The 18115-nt window shown below is 68.2% G+C and carries 18 protein-coding genes and 1 tRNA gene; 14 read left to right on the top strand and 5 right to left on the bottom strand.

The window, feature by feature from the left end:
• The first annotated feature begins 6 nt into the window (after positions 1 to 6).
• Positions 7 to 999 carry a DMT family transporter gene (locus QM619_RS15340; RefSeq protein ID WP_415110608.1) on the top strand — a complete coding sequence of 331 codons (993 nt, stop codon included), beginning with the start codon at positions 7 to 9 and terminating at the stop codon, positions 997 to 999.
• Here QM619_RS15340 and QM619_RS15335 read toward each other — a convergent pair.
• The 3 genes from QM619_RS15335 to QM619_RS15325 all read right to left on the bottom strand — a co-directional run bounded on the left by QM619_RS15335 (position 968) and on the right by QM619_RS15325 (position 2069).
• Positions 968 to 1270, bottom strand: coding sequence for a hypothetical protein (locus QM619_RS15335; protein WP_415110605.1), 303 nt, complete (start codon positions 1268 to 1270; stop codon positions 968 to 970). The genes QM619_RS15340 and QM619_RS15335 overlap by 32 nt on opposite strands.
• Positions 1267 to 1917 carry a GntR family transcriptional regulator gene (locus QM619_RS15330; RefSeq protein WP_415110603.1) on the bottom strand — a complete coding sequence of 217 codons (651 nt, stop codon included), beginning with the start codon at positions 1915 to 1917 and terminating at the stop codon, positions 1267 to 1269. Before QM619_RS15330 ends, QM619_RS15335 begins: the two co-directional genes overlap by 4 nt.
• A 69-nt stretch (positions 1918 to 1986) precedes the next feature.
• A tRNA-Leu gene (locus QM619_RS15325) sits at positions 1987 to 2069 on the bottom strand.
• 105 nt (positions 2070 to 2174) lie between these two features.
• On the opposite strand from QM619_RS15325, the gene QM619_RS15320 reads away from it, so the two are divergent.
• Both QM619_RS15320 and QM619_RS15315 read left to right on the top strand, forming a co-directional pair.
• Positions 2175 to 2789, top strand: coding sequence for an ANTAR domain-containing response regulator (locus QM619_RS15320; RefSeq protein ID WP_415110600.1), 615 nt, complete (start codon positions 2175 to 2177; stop codon positions 2787 to 2789).
• Between the two features lie 282 nt (positions 2790 to 3071).
• Positions 3072 to 3248, top strand: coding sequence for a hypothetical protein (locus QM619_RS15315; protein WP_415110597.1), 177 nt, complete (start codon positions 3072 to 3074; stop codon positions 3246 to 3248).
• Positions 3249 to 3376: 128 nt separating this feature from the next.
• Here QM619_RS15315 and QM619_RS15310 read toward each other — a convergent pair whose 3' ends face one another.
• Positions 3377 to 4135: a putative protein N(5)-glutamine methyltransferase gene (locus QM619_RS15310; protein ID WP_415110594.1), complete on the bottom strand. Its 759-nt coding sequence runs from the start codon at positions 4133 to 4135 to the stop codon at positions 3377 to 3379.
• Positions 4132 to 4536 carry a PaaI family thioesterase gene (locus QM619_RS15305; RefSeq protein WP_415110591.1) on the bottom strand — a complete coding sequence of 135 codons (405 nt, stop codon included), beginning with the start codon at positions 4534 to 4536 and terminating at the stop codon, positions 4132 to 4134. The genes QM619_RS15310 and QM619_RS15305 overlap by 4 nt, the downstream gene beginning before the upstream one ends.
• Positions 4537 to 4596: 60 nt before the next feature.
• Between QM619_RS15305 and polA the strand changes: the two genes are divergently transcribed.
• From polA to QM619_RS15250, 11 genes are all read left to right on the top strand, one after another.
• Complete coding sequence (gene polA, locus QM619_RS15300) at positions 4597 to 7308, top strand: DNA polymerase I (RefSeq protein WP_415110587.1); 2712 nt, start codon at positions 4597 to 4599, stop codon at positions 7306 to 7308.
• Positions 7309 to 7535: 227 nt separating this feature from the next.
• Positions 7536 to 8570: a sulfate ABC transporter substrate-binding protein gene (locus tag QM619_RS15295; RefSeq protein WP_415110585.1), complete on the top strand. Its 1035-nt coding sequence runs from the start codon at positions 7536 to 7538 to the stop codon at positions 8568 to 8570.
• On the top strand, positions 8567 to 9463 hold the full coding sequence (cysT, locus tag QM619_RS15290; RefSeq protein WP_415110582.1) for a sulfate ABC transporter permease subunit CysT: 897 nt from the start codon (positions 8567 to 8569) through the stop codon (positions 9461 to 9463). Before QM619_RS15295 ends, cysT begins: the two co-directional genes overlap by 4 nt.
• Positions 9460 to 10308, top strand: coding sequence for a sulfate ABC transporter permease subunit CysW (gene cysW, locus QM619_RS15285; protein ID WP_415110579.1), 849 nt, complete (start codon positions 9460 to 9462; stop codon positions 10306 to 10308). The genes cysT and cysW overlap by 4 nt, the downstream gene beginning before the upstream one ends.
• Positions 10305 to 11312, top strand: coding sequence for a sulfate/molybdate ABC transporter ATP-binding protein (locus QM619_RS15280; protein WP_415110576.1), 1008 nt, complete (start codon positions 10305 to 10307; stop codon positions 11310 to 11312). Before cysW ends, QM619_RS15280 begins: the two co-directional genes overlap by 4 nt.
• A gap of 737 nt (positions 11313 to 12049) precedes the next feature.
• Entirely contained in the window at positions 12050 to 13120 is a 1071-nt protein-coding gene (locus QM619_RS15275; protein WP_415110573.1) for a sulfate ABC transporter substrate-binding protein, read from the top strand.
• A 26-nt stretch (positions 13121 to 13146) separates the two neighbouring features.
• Complete coding sequence (locus tag QM619_RS15270; protein ID WP_415110570.1) at positions 13147 to 14901, top strand: SulP family inorganic anion transporter; 1755 nt, start codon at positions 13147 to 13149, stop codon at positions 14899 to 14901.
• Between the two features lie 18 nt (positions 14902 to 14919).
• Positions 14920 to 15396, top strand: coding sequence for a DUF4395 domain-containing protein (locus tag QM619_RS15265; RefSeq protein ID WP_415110567.1), 477 nt, complete (start codon positions 14920 to 14922; stop codon positions 15394 to 15396).
• Complete coding sequence (locus QM619_RS15260; protein ID WP_415110564.1) at positions 15393 to 15800, top strand: thioredoxin family protein; 408 nt, start codon at positions 15393 to 15395, stop codon at positions 15798 to 15800. Before QM619_RS15265 ends, QM619_RS15260 begins: the two co-directional genes overlap by 4 nt.
• Before the next feature lie 198 nt (positions 15801 to 15998).
• Positions 15999 to 16460, top strand: a complete 462-nt coding sequence (locus QM619_RS15255) for an RrF2 family transcriptional regulator (protein WP_415110561.1) — start codon at positions 15999 to 16001, stop codon at positions 16458 to 16460.
• Positions 16461 to 16669: 209 nt separating this feature from the next.
• Positions 16670 to 18028, top strand: a complete 1359-nt coding sequence (locus tag QM619_RS15250) for a dicarboxylate/amino acid:cation symporter (protein ID WP_415110558.1) — start codon at positions 16670 to 16672, stop codon at positions 18026 to 18028.
• Positions 18029 to 18115: the final 87 nt, after the last annotated feature.

Here is an 18115-nt window from a genome sequence, read left to right as displayed (position 1 = left end):
CCGGACGTGACAGCTTCATCGCACAACGGCGTGGCGCGGGTCGATCACCCGCGCCACGCTGTGGCGTCCGGACCGATGACCCCGGGCCGGATCGTGCTCTACGCGCTGATGACCACCGTATGGGGGTCCAGCTTCTTCTTCACCTCGCTGGCTCTGGACGCCTTCACCCCGTTCCAGATCGTCTTCATCCGGATGCTGCTGGCGACGACGATCCTGGGCGCCGTGGTCTCGGTGATCCGGCCGCGGTGGCCACGGACGGCCGCGCTGTGGGGACACTTCGCCCTGCTCGGCCTGTTCAGCATCGCGCTGCCCTACAGCCTGCTGACCTGGGCGCAGGTCTGGGTGGATTCCTCGACGGCGATCGTGCTGTCCAGCACCACCCCGATATTCGTCTTCCTGATCGCCACCCTCGGCCTGCGCACCGAAGTGTTCGGAGTCGGACGGCTGGCCGCGGTCGGCCTCGCCTTCACCGGGGTCGCCGTGCTCACCCTGGGCGGCGGCGCCCACTCCAGCAACCTGTTCTGGTCGATCGTCATCGTGGCCACCTCGGTCAACTACGCGGCGGCCAATGTGTACACCAAACGCTTCGTCTCCCACGTGCATCCGCTGCTGACCGCGCTGCTGCAGATCGGCTTCGGCACGGTCTGGCTGCTGCCGGTGCTGCTGATCACCGGCGAGTGGCGGCCGCCGGCCGATGTCGGCCTGGGCTCGTTGCTGGCGGTGCTGGAGCTCGGCATCCTCGGTTCGGCCTTCGGCTACGTCCTGTTCTTCTACTTCATCGCCACCTGGGGATCGACGATCACCAGCCTGAACACCTACCTGCAGCCGCTGGTCGGCATCACCCTCGGCGTCGTCGTGCTGGGGGAGCGTCCCGGCTGGCAGGCCTGGCTTGGCATCGCGATCGTCCTGGCCGGTGTGATCTGGTTCGGCTTCCTGACGCTGCGCGCGGCCGCTGGACAGCGTCCGTTCAGACGATTCGCGGGCCGAGCCGGAGCGTGACCAGTTGGGGGTCGGCGCCGTCCTCGACATCCAGCACCGGCCACAGCGCTGCGTCGACGGTGGTGCCGGCCGCCGTCGGGTAGCTCGGCACCGACAGGATCAGGTCGTCCTCGGTAGTCGCCAGCAGTTCGCCGGCCACCTCGACGCCGTCGCTGAAGGCCAGCCGGACACCGCCCGGCCGCAACGGCAGGCCAACTCGCGGCGCGCTCAACCGGATGCCGCGGAACAGGTGGCTGTACCCGGCGGTCAACGGCAGCGGCCGACCGGTCACCGGGAGTCCAGCCGCAACGCGCGGGTGATGATGTCGGCAGTGCGCTGGACGTGGGTCCGGGCGACCGCGCCGGCCGCCTCGCCGTCGCCGGCGGCAAGGGCCGCGTGCAGGGCACGATGCTCCTCGTTGACCAGCCGGATGTCGGCCTCGGTGAACACGATCGGGGCGTTGAAGTTCCAGTAGTTGATCATCGTGCTGCGGGTGGCGTCGGTGAGCACGTGGTTCTCCGACGACTCGGTGATCAGCAGATGGAACTGGTCGTTCATCTGGTTCACCTCGGCACGGGCCTCGGTGCGCTCCATCTGCTCCATCAGCTCGAGCAGCTGCTCCAGCGTCTCGGGGGTGATCCGGCCGGCTGCCAGCCGCGCCGCGGACGACTCCAGCTCGACCCGCGCCTCGAGCAGCTCGACGATCTCGTGCGGGGCGTGGTCGCGGACCACCCAGCCCTTGCGCTGGACCACCAGGCCCTCCTGTTTCAGCCGCAGCAGCGCCTCCCGGACGGGGGTGCGGCTTACGTTCAGCTGGGTGGACAGCTCTTGCTCGACCAGCCGATGGTTCGGGCGATACGCCGCGCTCAGAATCGCGTTGCGGAGGTGTTCGTGCACGGCGTCGGCCGCGATGGTCTGGGTCGATCCTCGTCTGGCCACCCGGGTCTCCTTCGACAGGTATACCGGCGAGCATACAAGCCAGCCAGGCTCCCTCGAATGACGGGCCGGTGCCGAGGAGGGGAGTCGAACCCCTATGCCCTTGCGGGCAGACGGGTTTGAGCCGTCCGCGTATGCCATTCCGCCACCCCGGCTGGAGCCCTACGATCATGCCACATTCTTTTGTGTCCCGCGCGTTCGAGTATGGTGCTTGCTGTGCCCGACCGACCACCGTCCCCTACGACAGAAGAGGGCAGACAATGACGTCCGATGCTGCGCCCACCGCAGGCCGCGCGAGAGTGCTCGTCGCCGAGGATGAGGCGCTGATCCGTCTCGACCTGGTCGAGTTGCTGACCGCGGAAGGCTACGAGGTCATCGGTGAGGCAGGTGACGGCGAGCAGGCGCTGGCGATGGCCCGCGAACTGGAGCCCGATCTGGTCGTGATGGATGTGAAGATGCCCAAGATGGACGGCATCTCGGCCGCGTCCGCGATCGCCGAGGAGCGGATCGCCCCGGTGGTCATGCTGACCGCCTTCTCGCAGCGCGAGCTGGTCGAGCGGGCCCGCGAGGCCGGCGCGATGGCCTACGTGGTGAAGCCGTTCGACGCCTCCGACGTGGTGCCGGCGATCGAGGTCGCGATGGCCCGGTACGCCGAGCTGAAGGCGCTTGAGGACGAGATCGACGACCTGCAAGAGCGGTTCGAGTCGCGCAAGATCGTCGAGCAGGCCAAGGGTCTGCTGATGGAGGGTCTGGGGCTGACCGAGCCCGAGGCGTTCCGCTGGATCCAGAAGACGGCGATGGACCTGCGCAAGTCGATGCGTGAGGTCGCCGAAGGTGTGATCGGTCACACCAAGTCGGGCAAGCCCAAGCGCTGAGGCGGATCGTCGGTCGCCACCTTCCACGGCTCCGCCCGGTGGCTGCGTTTGGTTCCGCGGTGTGGGCTGCACCCGTCCCGCCCGTGCGCTGCTCGTCCTACTTGGTTGTCCGGGTGCAGTGCCCGGCAGGGACTCGCGCGCTTTGCGCCCGACCTACCCCGGACGGGGTGCAGCCCACACTGCTTGAACGCTTGTGTCCGGCTGAGCTACTTCGCGTGCAGGTGGCACCTCGTGTGCGGCGTGGTATACTGAGATGTATTCAATAACAAGGAGTGAGGAACAGTGAACAGCACAGAGGCATACGATTCCGTTCGGGATGGGCGCTTCTACCAGGGCATCAAGGGCGCGATCCGGTACGCGGTTGCCGGTCCCGTCGACCACGAATCGAGCGCGGACGGCGGTGACCCGCGGGTCCTCCGGCGACTGATCGCCGCCAGGTTCGACGGTCCGGGCGCCTGACCGTTTAGATCGAGAAACTGCGCCGGTCTCACCGCATCGTCGGTGGGGCCGGCGCAGTCGCATGTTCTGGTGACCATCGCGGACGGGTTCTCCCGGTCGCCGGGGACGGTTCCTTTCGTCACCTGCCACTACCCGATCGGCGATGTGCCGACCACCGCGGTGGCGCCCAGGTCGTCGTCGGTGTGGGCGGCGGGCAGCAGGCCGGCACGTTCGAACAGGGCGACGGCCGGGCCGACCTGGGCGTCCGACACCTCGATCAGCAGCCGTCCACCGGGAGCGAGCCAGTCGCGGGCTGCCGCCGCGATCCGGCGATGGACGTCCAGCCCGTCGCCACCGCCGTCCAGGGTGAGCCGGGGCTCGTGATCGCGGGCCTCCGTGGGCATCAGCGCGATCGCCTCGGACGGCACGTAGGGCGCGTTGGCCAGCGCCACCCGAACGCGGCCGCGCAGCCGGGCCGGCAGGGCGTCCCACAGATCGCCCTGCCAGACTCCGGCTCCGGGCAGGTTGCCGCGGGCGCAGCGCACGGCGTCCGCATCGAGGTCGGCGGCGTGCAGCCCGATGCCGGGGACGCGGGCGCGCAGCGCCATCCCCAGCGCGCCGCTGCCGCAACACAGGTCGACCGCCACGTCGCCGGCCCGGACGCCGTCCGCTGCCAGCCGGACCAGCAGTTCGGAGCGTCGTCGCGGCACGAAGACGCCGGGCACCATCGCCACCCGGAGGCCGTCGAACTCGGCACAGCCCAGCACTTGCTCCAGCGGTTCGCCGGCGACTCGCCGGGCCAGCAGCGGCTCCAGCGGACCGGGTGCGGCCAGCAGCAACTCCGCCTCGTCCTCGGCGAACACGCACCCGGCGGCACGCAGCGCCGCGACCAGTTCGTCCGGGGTCACGTGGTGCGCGGCCGGACCAGTGCGCAGGTGACCCGAGCGGTGCACATCCGCTCGCCGGCGTCGTTGGTGAGCACCACCTCCCAGGTGCCCAGTCGGCCGCCGATGTGCAGCGCGGTGGCTTCGCCGTTCACCCAGCCGGAGGTGCCCGGCCGGTGGTGGGTGGCGTTGATGTCGACGCCGTAGGCGCGGCCGGACGGGGCGACCACCGCGTAGGCCGACAGCGAGGCCAGGGTCTCGGCCAGCACACAGGACGCCCCGCCGTGCCACAGCCCGAACGGCTGGGTGTTGCCCTCGACCGGCATTCGGCCACGGCTGTGCTGCGGGCCGATCTCGAACAGCTCGATGCCCATCTTGTCGTCCAGGGCGCTACGGATGCCCTCGGCCCACTCCGGCAGACTCATGGCGCCTACGATTCCACATCGCTCCCGCGGCGGCCCGTTGCCGTCCTGCGGCGTCCGCTTTTGTCGGCGGCCTCCGCTACCCTCGCAGGGGTGAGCGACTCCCCAGGCACCCTGCTGTTGATCGACGGCCATTCGGTGGCCTACCGGGCGTTCTTCGCGCTGCCGGTGGAGAACTTCTCCACCACCACCGGGCAGCACACCAACGCCGTCTACGGTTTCACCTCGATGCTGATCAATGTGCTGCGCGACGAGCAGCCGACCCACCTGGCAGTGGCCTTCGACGTCTCCCGGCAGACCTTCCGCAGCAACCTGTACAGCGACTACAAGGCCAATCGCTCGAAATCGCCGCAGGAGTTCACCGGCCAGGTGGCGCTGATCAAAGAGGTGCTGGACGCGCTCAACATCACCCACGTCGAACTGGACGGCTTCGAGGCCGACGACATCATCGCCACCCTGGCCCGGCAGGGCGCCGCGCAGGGCTTGAAGGTGCTGATCTGTACCGGCGACCGCGACACGCTACAGCTGGTCACCGACGACGTCACGGTGCTCTATCCGCGCAAGGGTGTCTCCGACCTGGTCCGGATGACTCCGGACGCGGTGCTCGAGCGCTACTTCGTCCCGCCCGCGCAGTACCCCGAGCTAGCCGCGCTGGTGGGGGAGACGTCCGACAACCTGCCGGGTGTGCCGGGGGTCGGGCCGAAGACCGCCGCCAAATGGATCGGCGTCTACGACGGGCTGGAGAACATCGTCCGGCGCGCCGCCGAGATCCCCGGCAAGGCCGGTGAGTCACTGCGCGCCCATCTCGACGACGTCGTCCGCAACCGCGAGCTGAACGCCCTGGTCGGCGACCTCGAGCTGCCGGTCACCGTGCCCGAACTCGAACGTCGCGACTGGAACCGGGAGGCGGTGCACACCGTCTTCGACGGCTTGGAGTTCCGGGTGTTGCGCGACCGGCTGATGGAGACGCTGCCGGCCGAACTGGCCGGGCCGTCCGGCGGATTCGAGGTGGTCGGCGACGTGCTCGAGCCGGGCGCGCTTGCCGACTGGCTGGCCGAGCACGGACGCGGTGAGCTGACCGGGCTCGACGTCACCGGCCAGTGGCGTTCCGGTGCGGGCGACCTGACCGGTCTCGCGCTGGCCGCCTCCGACGGCGCCGCCTGCTGGCTGGACGTCACCGAGCTGATCCCCGCCGACGAGCAGGCTCTGGCTGCCTGGCTGGCCGACGCCGGGGTCGCCAAGGCGCTGCACGACGCGAAGGGGCCGCTGCTGGCGCTCTGGTCGCGGGGCTGGGAGTTGAACGGCCTGGCCAGCGACACCCAACTGGCCGCCTACCTGCTTCGCCCCGACCAGCGGGTCTACGATCTGGGCGACCTGACCGCGCGACACCTGAAGCGCGAACTGAGCGCCGAGGGTGCGGCCGCGACGCCGTCCGACCAGCTCACTCTCGACTTCGACGACCCCGACCAGGGCCGGGATTCGATGATCCGGGCACGCGCCGTGATCGATCTGGCCCAGGCGCTGGAACACGAGCTGGGAGAGCGCGGCGAGGGGTCGTTGCTGGCCGACGTCGAGCTGCCGCTGCTGCGCACCCTGGCCGGCATGGAACGCGACGGCATCGCCGTCGACGCCGACTACCTGGACACCTTGCATTCCGACTTCGACAACGCCGTCCGCACTGCCGAGGCGGACGCCTTCGCGGTCCTCGGACGTCCGATCAACCTGGGTTCTCCCAAGCAGCTGCAAGAGGTGCTGTTCGACGAGCTCGGCATGCCGAAGACGCGGCGCACCAAGACCGGCTGGACGACCGACGCCGAGTCGCTGGAGTCGCTGTTCGTCAAGACGGAGCACCCGTTCCTGGCGCATCTGCTGCGGCACCGCGACCAGATCCGGCTGCGGCAGACGGTGGAGGGGCTGCAGAAGTCGATCGCCGACGACGGCCGGGTGCACACCACCTACATCCAGACCATCGCCGCTACCGGACGGCTGAGCTCCACCGACCCCAACCTGCAGAACATCCCGATCCGCACCGAGGAGGGCCGGCGGATCCGCCGGGCGTTCGTGGTCGGTGCCGGCTACGACACCCTGATGACCGCCGACTACAGCCAGATCGAGATGCGGATCATGGCGCACGCGTCGGGCGACGCCGGCCTGATCGAGGCCTTCCATTCCGGCGAGGACTTCCACACCGCGATGGCCTCGCGGGTCTTCGGGGTGGCGCCCGACGAGGTCGACACCCGGATGCGCGCCCGGATCAAGGCGATGAACTACGGCCTGGCCTACGGGCTGAGCGCCTACGGGCTGTCCCAGCAGCTGAAGATCGCCGTCTCCGAGGCAAAAGGCCTGATGGACGAGTACTTCGAACGGTTCGGCAACGTCCGCGACTACCTGCGCGACATCGTCCGGACGGCCGGGAAGACCGGCTACACCGAGACTCTGCTCGGACGCCGTCGCTACCTGCCCGACCTGACCTCGTCCAACCGGCAGCGCCGTGAGATGGCCGAGCGGATGGCGCTGAACGCCCCGATCCAAGGATCGGCCGCCGACATCATCAAGGTCGCCATGCTCGATGTCGAGGCGGCTCTGGCGGCCCAGGGGCTGTCGTCGCGGATGCTGCTGCAGGTGCACGACGAACTGGTCTTCGAGATCGCTCCCGGCGAGGCCGAGGCGATGGATGCCCTGGTCCGCGACAAGATGGGCCACGCCGTCGATCTGACTGTTCCGCTGGAGGTGTCGGTCGGCACCGGACCCTCGTGGCACGAAGCCGCGCACTAGTCATGGCCAGTCGGTCCCCGAAGCTTCGCCGGTCTAGCGTGTCGCGTCCCATCCCGTGGCGCCGATCTCTTTATCGGTGACTGGTTTCACCTTCGGTAGCCATCTGGTGAGACGATTTGACGACGAGAGCGCAATGGTTAAAACTCCCATTAACCCCCTGGGGATTACATGAATAGCCCGCGCCCGCAGCCGGACCGCGTCCGGGCGCTTCGAGAAGGAGTTGTCTGATGACCCACTCACGCAGAGCCGTCCTCACCGCCGTCGCGGCAACGGTTGCAGTGGCGATGACCGGCTGCGCCGGGGGTGGGGCCAGCGATGTCGTGGGCGCCACCGAGTCCGCCCCGGCCGGCGCGTCCAAGGTGCTCAACCTTTACGCCTACGCCGTCCCGAAGGTCGGCTTCGACAAGGTGATTCCCGCCTTCGCCAAGACCCAGGCGGGTGCCGGCGTCGAGTTCCAGCAGTCCTACGGGGCCTCCGGCGACCAGTCCCGCAAGGTGGCCGCCGGAGCCGAGGCCGACATCGTCAACTTCTCGGTCACCCCCGACGTCACCCGGCTGGTCGACGCCGGCCTAGTCGACGCTAACTGGGCCGCCGGCGAACACAAGGGCATTCCGTTCGGCTCGGTGGTCACCATCGTGGTCCGCAAGGGCAACCCGAAGGGCATCCAGGACTGGGACGACCTGCTCAAGCCGGGGATCGAGGTGGTGACCCCGAACCCGTTCTCGTCGGGTTCGGCGAAGTGGAACCTGCTGGCCCCGTACGCCACCAAGAGCGAGGGTGGCAAGAACGCCGATGCCGGGCTGGCCTACATCTCCAAGCTGGTGGGGGACCACATCAAGGTGCAGCCGAAGTCCGGACGGGAGGCTACCGAAACCTTCCTGCAGGGCACCGGCGACGTGCTGCTCAGCTACGAGAACGAGGCGCTGTTCATCGAGAGCGAGGGCGACCCGGTGGAGCACGTCACCCCGCCGAGCACCTTCAAGATCGAAAACCCGGTGGCGGTGCTGAAGAACAGTCAGAACCTGGCCGCGGCCACCGCGTTCCGCGACTACCTGTACACGCCCGAGGCGCAGCGGCTGTGGGCCGCGGCCGGCTTCCGTCCGGTGGACGCCGACGTGGCCAAGGAGGTCGCCGCCCAATTCCCCGATCCGGAGAAGCTCTGGACGATCGACGATCTGGGTGGCTGGCCCGCCGTCGACAAGGAGCTGTTCGCCACCAAAACCGGAACCATCGCGGTGATCTACGACAAGGCAACCTCATGACGATCGCAACCGACGTGCCGGACGCCGCAACCCAGCCGGCGTCCGGCGGTGCGCCCGCGGGCCCACCCACGAACCGATCAAGGGGGGTTCGTCCGAGTTCCTCCGGGCGGGTCAGCCCGCTCACCCTGGGGGTGGTCGTCAGCTGGCTCAGCCTGATCGTGCTGCTTCCGCTCGCCGCGCTGACGGTGACCTCGTTCGGCGAAGGCTGGGGTGGCTTCTGGGACGCCGTGACGGCGCCGGTCGCGCTCGCCGCGCTGGGCACGACGATCCTGGTCTCGGCGATCGTCGCCCTGATCAACGTCGTCGTCGGCACCCTGATCGCCTGGGTGCTGGTGCGGGACGAGTTCTGGGGAAAGCGATTCGTCGACGCGCTGATCGACCTCCCGTTCGCACTGCCGACCATCGTGGCCAGCATCGTGCTGCTCTCGCTCTACGGCCCCAACAGTCCGATCGGCGTAGAGTTGAACGCCACCCGGTGGGGGTTGATTGTGGCCCTGGCCTTCGTGACCCTGCCGTTCGTGGTTCGCTCGGTGCAGCCGGTGCTGATCGAGGTGGACACCGACGTCGAGCAGGCCGCGGCCTCGTTGGGTGCCAGCAACTGGACGACGTTCCGGCGAGTGGTGCTGCCCACCCTGGCGCCGTCCATCATCTCCGGGGGTGGCCTCGCCTTCGCCCGGGCGATCGGCGAGTACGGCTCGGTGGTGCTGATCGGCGGCAACATCCCGCGTGAGACGCAGGTGGCGTCGCAGTACATCCAGCAGCAGATCGAGATCGACCGCCCGGTCAACGCGGCCGCCGTCTCGGTGGCGCTGCTGGTGATCTCGTTCGCGACGCTGCTGGTTCTGCGGTTCTTCGCGTCGCGGAGCCAGGAGAAGGAGGAGCGATCGAAGTGAGGGTCTCCACACCGACGCGACTGGCGCTGCGCACCGTCGCCCTGCTCTACCTCGCCGTGCTGCTGGCGATCCCGATCGTCACCATTCTCTGGCGCACTTTCGAACCCGGCTTCGGCGCCTTTTGGGCCTCCATCCGGACGCCTGCGGCGATCTCGGCGTTCAACCTCTCGCTGCTGATCGTCGCCATCACGGTGCCGATCAACGTGATCTTCGGAGTCGTCACTGCCTTGGCCCTGGTCAGGGGCAGGTTCCCGGGCCGCCGCCTGCTGTCCGGCATCGTCGATCTGCCGTTCGCCGTCTCTCCGATCGTGGTCGGCGTATCGCTGATCATGCTGTGGGGCGCGCACGGTTGGTTCGGCGGCCTGGAAGACCTGGGCATCCAGGTGATCTTCGGCTTGCCCGGCATGGTGATCGCCACCATCTTCGTTACTCTGCCGTTCGTCGTCCGCGAGGTCGAACCGGTCCTGCACGAGATCGGCACCGACCAGGAGCAGGCGGCCGCGACGCTGGGCGCTTCGCGCTGGCAGACCTTCGCCCGGATCACGCTGCCGGCGATCCGGTGGGGGCTCACCTACGGCATCGTGCTCACCGTGGCCCGCGCATTGGGCGAGTTCGGCGCAGTGATCATGGTGAGCTCCGGGTTCCCGGGCGTCTCTCAGACGCTGACCCTGCTGGTGCACTCCCGCTACATCGACGACCACAACACGCACGGCGCCTACGCGGCCGCGACCCTACTCATGTTCCTCGCACTGGTCACCCTGCTGCTGATGACCGTGCTCGACCGCAAGCGACCCGCCGCCCAGACGGTGGCCGTCCCGACCCAGACCTCAGGGAGCCAGTCATGATCTCCGTCACCGACGCCCACAAGTCCTACGGGAGCTTCAAGGCGCTCGACAACGTCTCGCTCGACATACCCTCCGGCGCGCTCACCGCGCTGCTCGGTCCGTCCGGTTCGGGCAAGTCGACGCTGCTGCGGGCGATCGCCGGGCTGGAGGATCTCGATGCCGGAGCCGTGGTGATCGCTGGCAACGATGTCACCCGGCTGCCACCGCAACGACGGGGCATTGGATTCGTCTTCCAGCACTACGCCGCGTTCAAGCACATGACCGTGCGGGACAATGTGGCATTCGGCCTGACCATCCGCAAGCGACCCAAGGCCGAGATCGCCAGGAAGGTGGACGAGCTGCTCGAGGTGGTCGGCCTGGCCGGCTTCCAGCACCGTTACCCGGCGCAGCTCTCCGGCGGCCAGCGGCAGCGGATGGCGCTGGCACGGGCGCTCGCCGTGGACCCGCAAGTGCTGCTGCTCGACGAGCCGTTCGGGGCGCTGGACGCCAAGGTGCGCGACGACCTGCGGCGTTGGCTGCGCCGGCTGCACGACGAGGTCCACGTCACCACGGTGCTGGTCACCCACGACCAAGAGGAGGCGCTGGACGTCGCCGACCGGATCGCGGTGCTCAACCACGGCCGGATCGAGCAGGTCGGCAGCCCCGACGAGCTGTACGAGAGCCCGGCCAATCCGTTCGTGATGTCGTTCCTCGGCTCGGTCTCCCGGTTGAACGGCCAGATCGCGCGTCCGCACGATCTGCGCCTGGAGCGGGACGCCCGGCGCGCCGAGGAGGCAGCCGCGGCGACCGGTGTCCGGGTTACCGAGGCCGAAGTGGAGCGGCTGGTGCGGCTCGGCTTCGAGGTCCGCGTCGAGCTGCGGCACGCCGGCACGGGGGAGCGGTTCTTCGCGCAGCTGACCCGTGCCGAGGCGTCCTCGCTGCAGCTCGAGGTCGGCCACCAGGTCTGGGTCGTCCCGACCCGGACGTTGCCGAGCGAGGACGAGTTCCCCGCGCTGGCCGGATGAGAAGCCGAGGATAAGTCCCGACGAAGGCCGGTCGCGCCACTGGGTCGGCCTCGGGCGCAACTTCGTGGGATCTGAGCACCTGTCAACGGGCGGTCGGACTTGTTCCGACCGCCCGTGCGCATGCCCGCTTGGGCCAGAACGGGAGCGACCTCAACAGCAGGAGCGCCCGGACCAAAAAAGCTCGGAAGCCGATAGGAAGTATAGGAATTATGGTCGGAATGGGCTTGGGTGGGCCCAGTCCGCACATCGGACCCCGTACCACCACGGCGTCGCGGCGGCCGGCCGGATCATCGGCCGCCGGTGCCCGTATTGCCAGGTGGAAGACCGCGGAGAACCCCCAGGTCTCCGCTTCGGTCCGGTGCCCGGTGTCGGCCACTCCTTGGTGCGGTCCGCCTGGCGGCCGGGTTTGGCGACACTGTCCCGCTAATGCGTATAATACCGACATGTTTACTAGGGATAAGGGTCGCCGTGAGGCCGTGGTCCTGGCGGAGACTTCGTTCGACGTCGCCGAGGGCGAGTCCGGCTGCGTGTCGGGCCGTCCGGCTGTCCGATGTGCGCGCTGATGTAGCACCCCTGATGGCCCGCGCAGCGCCGAGGTCATGGTGCTCGGTCCCGGATTCACTCCGTCGGCAAGGCCGAACGCGTGCGTGCGCCGAGCACTTTTCGCTGACTGTGCGCCGACAGATCACCCACCGATTCTCACGATTAAGTAGGCAAGAGCATGACAAGAGCACATCATGACTGAGGGTAAGCCAGGAGTCCTTCGACGGGTGGTGCGACGGATCCCCGTGCTGAGCGTCGTCGGAGTGCTCGCCATCGCGCTCGCGGTGGGCGCCATCGCTTGGTCCAACCTCCGCAGCCAACCGGCGAGTTCCCTGTTGAACGTGTCCTATTCGGCGACCGATGAGGTCTACCAGGCGATCAACAAGGCGTTCGCGGAGGACTACCAGCGCGAGAACGGCACCTCGGTCACCGTCGAGACCTCCAACGGCGGCTCCGGCCGGCAGGCGAGCGCGGTGGTCGACGGGACCGAACGAGCGGGCGTGGTTTCGCTCGCCTTGCCGAGCGACGTCGAGACCTTGGTCAAGCGCGGATTCGTCGACTCCGACTGGCAGAGCCGGTTGCCCAACAACTCCGCGCCCTACACCTCGACGGTGGTATTCCTCGTCCGCAAGGGCAACCCGAAGGCGATCGACGACTGGCCGGACCTGGTCAAGGCCGATGTCGGGATCGTGTCACCCGACCCCGCGAGTTCAGGTGTGGGACGGCTGGCTCTGCTGGCCGCCTGGGGCTCGGTCACCACGCGCGGCGGGACGGCTGAGCAGGCGCGGCAGTATCTGACCCAGCTCTACGCGCACGTAGCCCGCTTCGACGTGAGTGCACGGGTGGCGACCAACACCTTCGTGATCGACCAGCTCGGGGACGTTCAACTCGCCTGGGAGAGCGAGGCGATCCGGGACGTGAAGAACGCCAATGGCGACCTGGAGATCGTCTATCCGCCGGTCAGCATCCTGGCTGAGCCCCCGGTGACGCTGGTGGACAAGAATCTCGACGACGCCACTGAGCCGATCGCCGAGGCCTACCTGCAATACCTCTACAGCGACGCGGCGCAGGAGACATACGCTCAGCTCGGCTTCCGGCCCAGAAACGAGGACGTGCTGGCCAGGCACGCCGACCTGTTCCCGACGATCGAGCTCTTTCCGATCACCGCAATCGCGAAGGACTGGAACGATGCCCAAACCAATTTCTTCGGTGCCGACGGCGTAGTGGAGACGATCTCCGCGGCGCAGGCGAAACCCGGGTCGTAGGCCCTGATGAACGAGAGATCAACGAGATGACATTCCCATGGACGGGTTATACGCTCAAGTCCGCGCAGCGCGACGTGGTCGCCGGACTGACCGTCGGCGCGGTCGCGCTGCCGCAGGCGATCGCGTACGCGCTGATAGCCGGCGTCGATCCGCGCTTCGGCGTCTATTCCGCCATCGTGGTCACGGCGATCGCTTCGATCTTCGGGTCGTCGTCGCACCTGATCAACGGCCCCACGAGCGCGATCTCACTGCTCGTCTTCTCCACGCTGGCGTTTATCGACCCAGACAATCGCACGGTCCTGTTCGAGTCCCTGTTCCTGCTCGGAGTTCTGGTCGGGATCATCCAGATCCTTATCGCTGTGCTCAAGCTCGGTGACCTGACCCGTTACATCTCGGAGTCGGTGATCATCGGCTTCATGCTGGCGGCCGCCACCCTGTTGGCCGTCACGCAGTTGAAGAATGCCGTCGGGGCCAAGGACCAGGGTACGGCGCAGAGCGAGTTGGTGCGCGCCTATCAGACGCTGTCTCATGTGGACCTGTACAACTATCGTGCGGTCATCCTGAGCGGCAGCGCGATCGTGCTCGCGGTGCTGCTACGCAAACTTGTGCGCCGGTTCAAGTTGCCGCAGATCGATCTGCTGGCGGTGCTCGTGTTGACCTCGCTCATCGCCTGGCTGGCCGGCTGGGCGGCGCCAGACGCGAGTGGATCGGCAGCTGTGAAGCTCACGCCGGCCGTCCCGCAGAGCCTGCCGGCCTTCCACATTCCGACGGTCCAGCCCGAGCACGTCCTGGAGTTGTCCCAGGGTGCGCTGGCGATCGCGTTCATCGGTGTCATCGAGGCGTTGGCCATCGCGAAGGCGATCGCTCACCAGACCCATCAGAAACTCGACTACAACCAGCAGATCCTTGCCGAAGGGCTCGGGAACCTGGGCGGCGGATTCTTCCAGGCCGTCCCTGGCTCGGGCTCGCTGTCGCGATCGGCGATCAATCACCAGGCTGGAGCGGCGAGCCGCTTCTCCGGGATCGTCTCCGCGGCCAGCGTGGCTGTCGCGCTGCTGCTGCTCGCGCCTCTGCTCGGCTACATCCCTCAGGCGGCGCTGGCCGGCCTGCTGCTGGTGACAGCAGTGCGCCTGGTCGACTTCCGGCGGCTCAAGGCCACCCTCCGGGCATCGCGCTACGATGCCGCACTCGTCATCGTCACAGCGGTGACCGGGATCCTGCTCGACCTGGACAAGGCGGTGCTGCTCGGCGTCATTGTGTCGGTCGTGCTATTCGTCCCACGGGCGGCGAAACTCCGGGCTTCGGAGCTTGTGGTTACCGCAGAGGGGGTGGTTCGGGAGCGGACGCCCGACGACGCCGGCGACGAACGCACCGTGATCTACGACCTGGAGGGCGAACTGTTCTTCGGTGCCGCACCGGAACTCGATCGAAATCTCGAGGCGATCAGTACCCGGATAGCGGCCGGGAAGGTGAAGTTCGTCGTACTTCGGCTGAAGCGCGTCCGGCACCCCGACGCTGTCTCGATCGAACGTCTGGAAGCATTCCTGAAGGCCGAGAACGGCAAGGCAGCCCAGATCCTGCTGGCCGGGGTCCGGCCCGACACGCTCAGAATTCTCAACAACATCGGCTTCGCCACCTGGTTCCCCGAAGACCACGTGTTCCCCGAGGAGGATCGGGAGTACTCGGCGACGCTGCGAGCGGTCCGCTATGCCTACGCTCAGTTGGATGACGCCGAAGCGGCGCCATCGCGCAGCGCAGAACCGGCCTATTACCTGGTCTGATGGAAGTGACTTCTGCTGATGTCTTCCAATGCGCCCGCCGACTCAGCGCATCTGATCGATCCACGTGGCCCACGCTTCGCCGCGGCGGTCACCGCGGTCCTGCTCGCCACGGCCTTGCTTGTCGGGCCGGCGCCCGGCTGGCCGGTTCTGCTGGTGCAGACGCTGGCTTTTGCGGCCGGCTCTCTGCTCGGCCTTCCGCGCCAGCCGTGGGGCTGGATCTACCGGGTCGCTGTCCGGCCCCGCTTGGCGCCACCCGGCGAACCCGAGGATGCTCGTCCGCCACGGTTCGCCCAGACCGTCGGGTTGCTGTTCGGTCTCGCCGGGTTGCTCGGCGTGGCGGCCGACTTGCCCGTGCTGTTCTATGTGGCCACCGGGTTCGCACTGGTCGCCGCGCTGCTCAACGCCGTCTTCGACTTCTGCCTGGGCTGCGAGATGTACCTGATCGGCCGGCGACTGCTCGGTGGCCGCACCCATGGAACGGCGGGCCGAGCATGACCGGCGTGTTGATCGTGGTCGCGGCGATCGTCCTGGCCCTGGCTTTCGGCGGCTACCGGAAGCTGACCGACGGCCGAGCCCGTGTCGTGGATCCTGGCGAGGCGCGACTGGACGCAGAACGCCTGGGCGGCAGCCTCGGCAGCGAGGCAACCCTGGTGCAGTTCTCATCCAGCGTCTGCGCGGCATGCCGGGCGACCCGGCGGGTGCTCGCCGAGGTTGCCGACCAGCGTCTATCTGTCACCCACATCGAGATCGACGCCGAGACTCGGCTCGATCTGGTTCAGGAGTTCGACGTCACCCGCACCCCCACTGTGCTGCTGCTGGACGCGTCGGGAGCCATTCGCCATCGGATCGTCGGGCCTACCCGTGGTCCCGGTGTCGTGGCAGCCCTCGATCAGATGTAGGCACCATCGCGCTCATCGGGGGTGCGGAAAGGCCGAAGCCAATGGTAATACCAATTGATCTGCGAGGGGATTTGCGGGCTCGAAGCTCCTCAGTGGCCGACGAGGAGGGCTCGGTGAGATCGCGCTGCACCATCTGCCCCGATTCAACGGTGGATCTCGCTGGTGCTTGCGCGGTGCGCGTGGGACACAATGAGGTCCGTGGAGATCACCGCCAAGACCGAGTATGCCGTCCGGGCCATGCTGCAACTCGCCGACGCGGCAGAGCCGGGCGACCCGGTGTCGGTGGATGTGCTGGCCCAGGGCCAAGGGTTGCCGCGCAAATTCCTCGAGGCGATCCTGGCCGATCTGCGCCGGGCCGAGCTGGTGATCAGCACCAAGGGTGCGCGGGGCGGCTACCGGCTGGCGCGTCCGGCGTCCGAGATCCCGGTCGGTGCGGTCTTCCGGGCCGTGGATGGACCGCTCGCCGAGGTGCGCGGACGGCGTCCGCACCACACCTCCTACGAGGGGGTCGCCGAACACCTGCCGGTGCTCTGGGTGGCGGTCCGGGCCAGTCTCCGTCAGGTGTTGGACGACACCTCGCTGGAACAGCTGCGGACCGGCCAATTGCCCGATCACGTCCGCCAGTTGGCCGCCGAGCCGGACGCCTGGGCCAGCCGATGACGATGAGAAATTCCCCGACTGATCGGGAATAACCCCTGGCGACGGCTGGTTGTCGCCCAACGAACGGAAGGTGTCCGCATGCCGCTGTTGTGGAGTTGCCGGGTGGTCGACCACCGGCTGAACGCCAGCTGCCTGTGTTGATGCGCGGTTGAGCGGACTTCTCGCGCGCCCCTTCTCCCATCCCACACATTCGAAAGGCCCTATTCACCATGTCCTCTTCCGCAACGGCGGACGCTCCGGCGCGCCGTCGATTCCCCTTCTGGGCCCAGGTTCTGGTCGGCCTCGCCGCCGGTGTCCTGCTGGGTTTCGTCGCCCGCACCTTCACCCTCGGCTGGCTCACCGAGACCATGGCCACCGTCGGGACGATCTTCGTCCAGCTGCTCCGGGTGCTGGTCGTGCCCCTGGTGCTGACCGCGCTGATCGTCTCCATCACCCAGCTCCGCAAGGTCACCAACGCGGCCCGGCTGGCCGTCCAGACGTTGCTCTGGTTTGCGATCACCGCCGCCGTCTCGGTGGTCATCGGCATCGCCATCGGCCTGCTCACCAACCCCGGCGCCAGCGCGTCGATCGGCACCGACGGCGCCAAGGCGGTGGCCACCCAGGGCAGCTGGCTCGACTTCCTGAAGTCGCTGGTCCCCGGCAACATCCTCGGCCTCGAGGTGAGCAGCAAGGCCACCGAGACCGCCGGCGGCATCGCGGTGACCAGTTCGCTGTCCTTCAACGTGCTGCAGCTGGTGGTGATCGGCATCGCGCTCGGTGCCGCCGCGCTGGCCGCCGGCGCCCAGGCCGCTCCTTTCATCAGCTTCACCGAGAGCGTGCTCGAGGTCTCCCAGAAGCTGGTCTGGTGGGTGATCAAGCTGGCCCCGATCGGCTCCGCGGCGCTGATCGGCAAGGCCGTCGCCAGCTACGGCTGGGATCTGCTCGCCCCGCTCGGCGTGTTCGCCGTCGACGTCTACCTCGGCTGCGCGCTGGTGCTGTTCGGTCTCTACCCGCTGCTGCTGAAGCTGAACGGGCTGAGCGTCCGCCGGTTCTTCGCCGGCGCCTGGGAGGCGATCGTCTTCGCCTTCGTCTCGCGCTCCTCGATCGGCACCCTGCCGCTCACCCAGAGCGCCGCGATCGACAAGCTCGGGGTGCCGCGCGAGTACGCGTCCTTCGCCGTCCCGCTGGGCGCCACCACCAAGATGGACGGTTGCGCCGCCATCTACCCGGCGCTGGCCGCGATCACCGTGGCCCAGCTGTTCGGTATCCAGCTGAACCTCACCCACTACCTGCTGATCGCCTTCGTGGCCGTGGTCGGTTCTGCCGCCACCGCCGGGCTGACCGGTGCCGTGGTGATGCTCACGCTGACCCTGTCGACGCTCGGCCTGCCCCTGGAGGGCGTCGGCCTGCTGCTGGCCATCGACCCGATCCTCGACATGGCCCGGACGGCCACCAACGTCGCTGGTCAGGCGCTGGTTCCGATGATCGTCGCCAAGCGCAACGGCCTCCTCGACGAGGACGTCTACAACGGCAACAGCAGCGTCGCGGACAGCGAGGGCCGGCGCGAGCTGACCGGTGCCTCGGCCTGATCGCCGGACGAAGCAGATCTCAGGTCGCGGACGGCGGCCGGCCACCGCCGTCCGCGACCGGACCCGCGGTCACAGGGCGATTTCCTC

This window comes from Micropruina sp. (assembly GCF_047606665.1).
In the GTDB taxonomy this organism is placed as follows: domain Bacteria; phylum Actinomycetota; class Actinomycetes; order Propionibacteriales; family Propionibacteriaceae; genus Micropruina.
The sequence above is the reverse complement of the archived record's forward strand: the minus strand, read 5'-3'. Positions and strand labels throughout refer to the sequence as shown.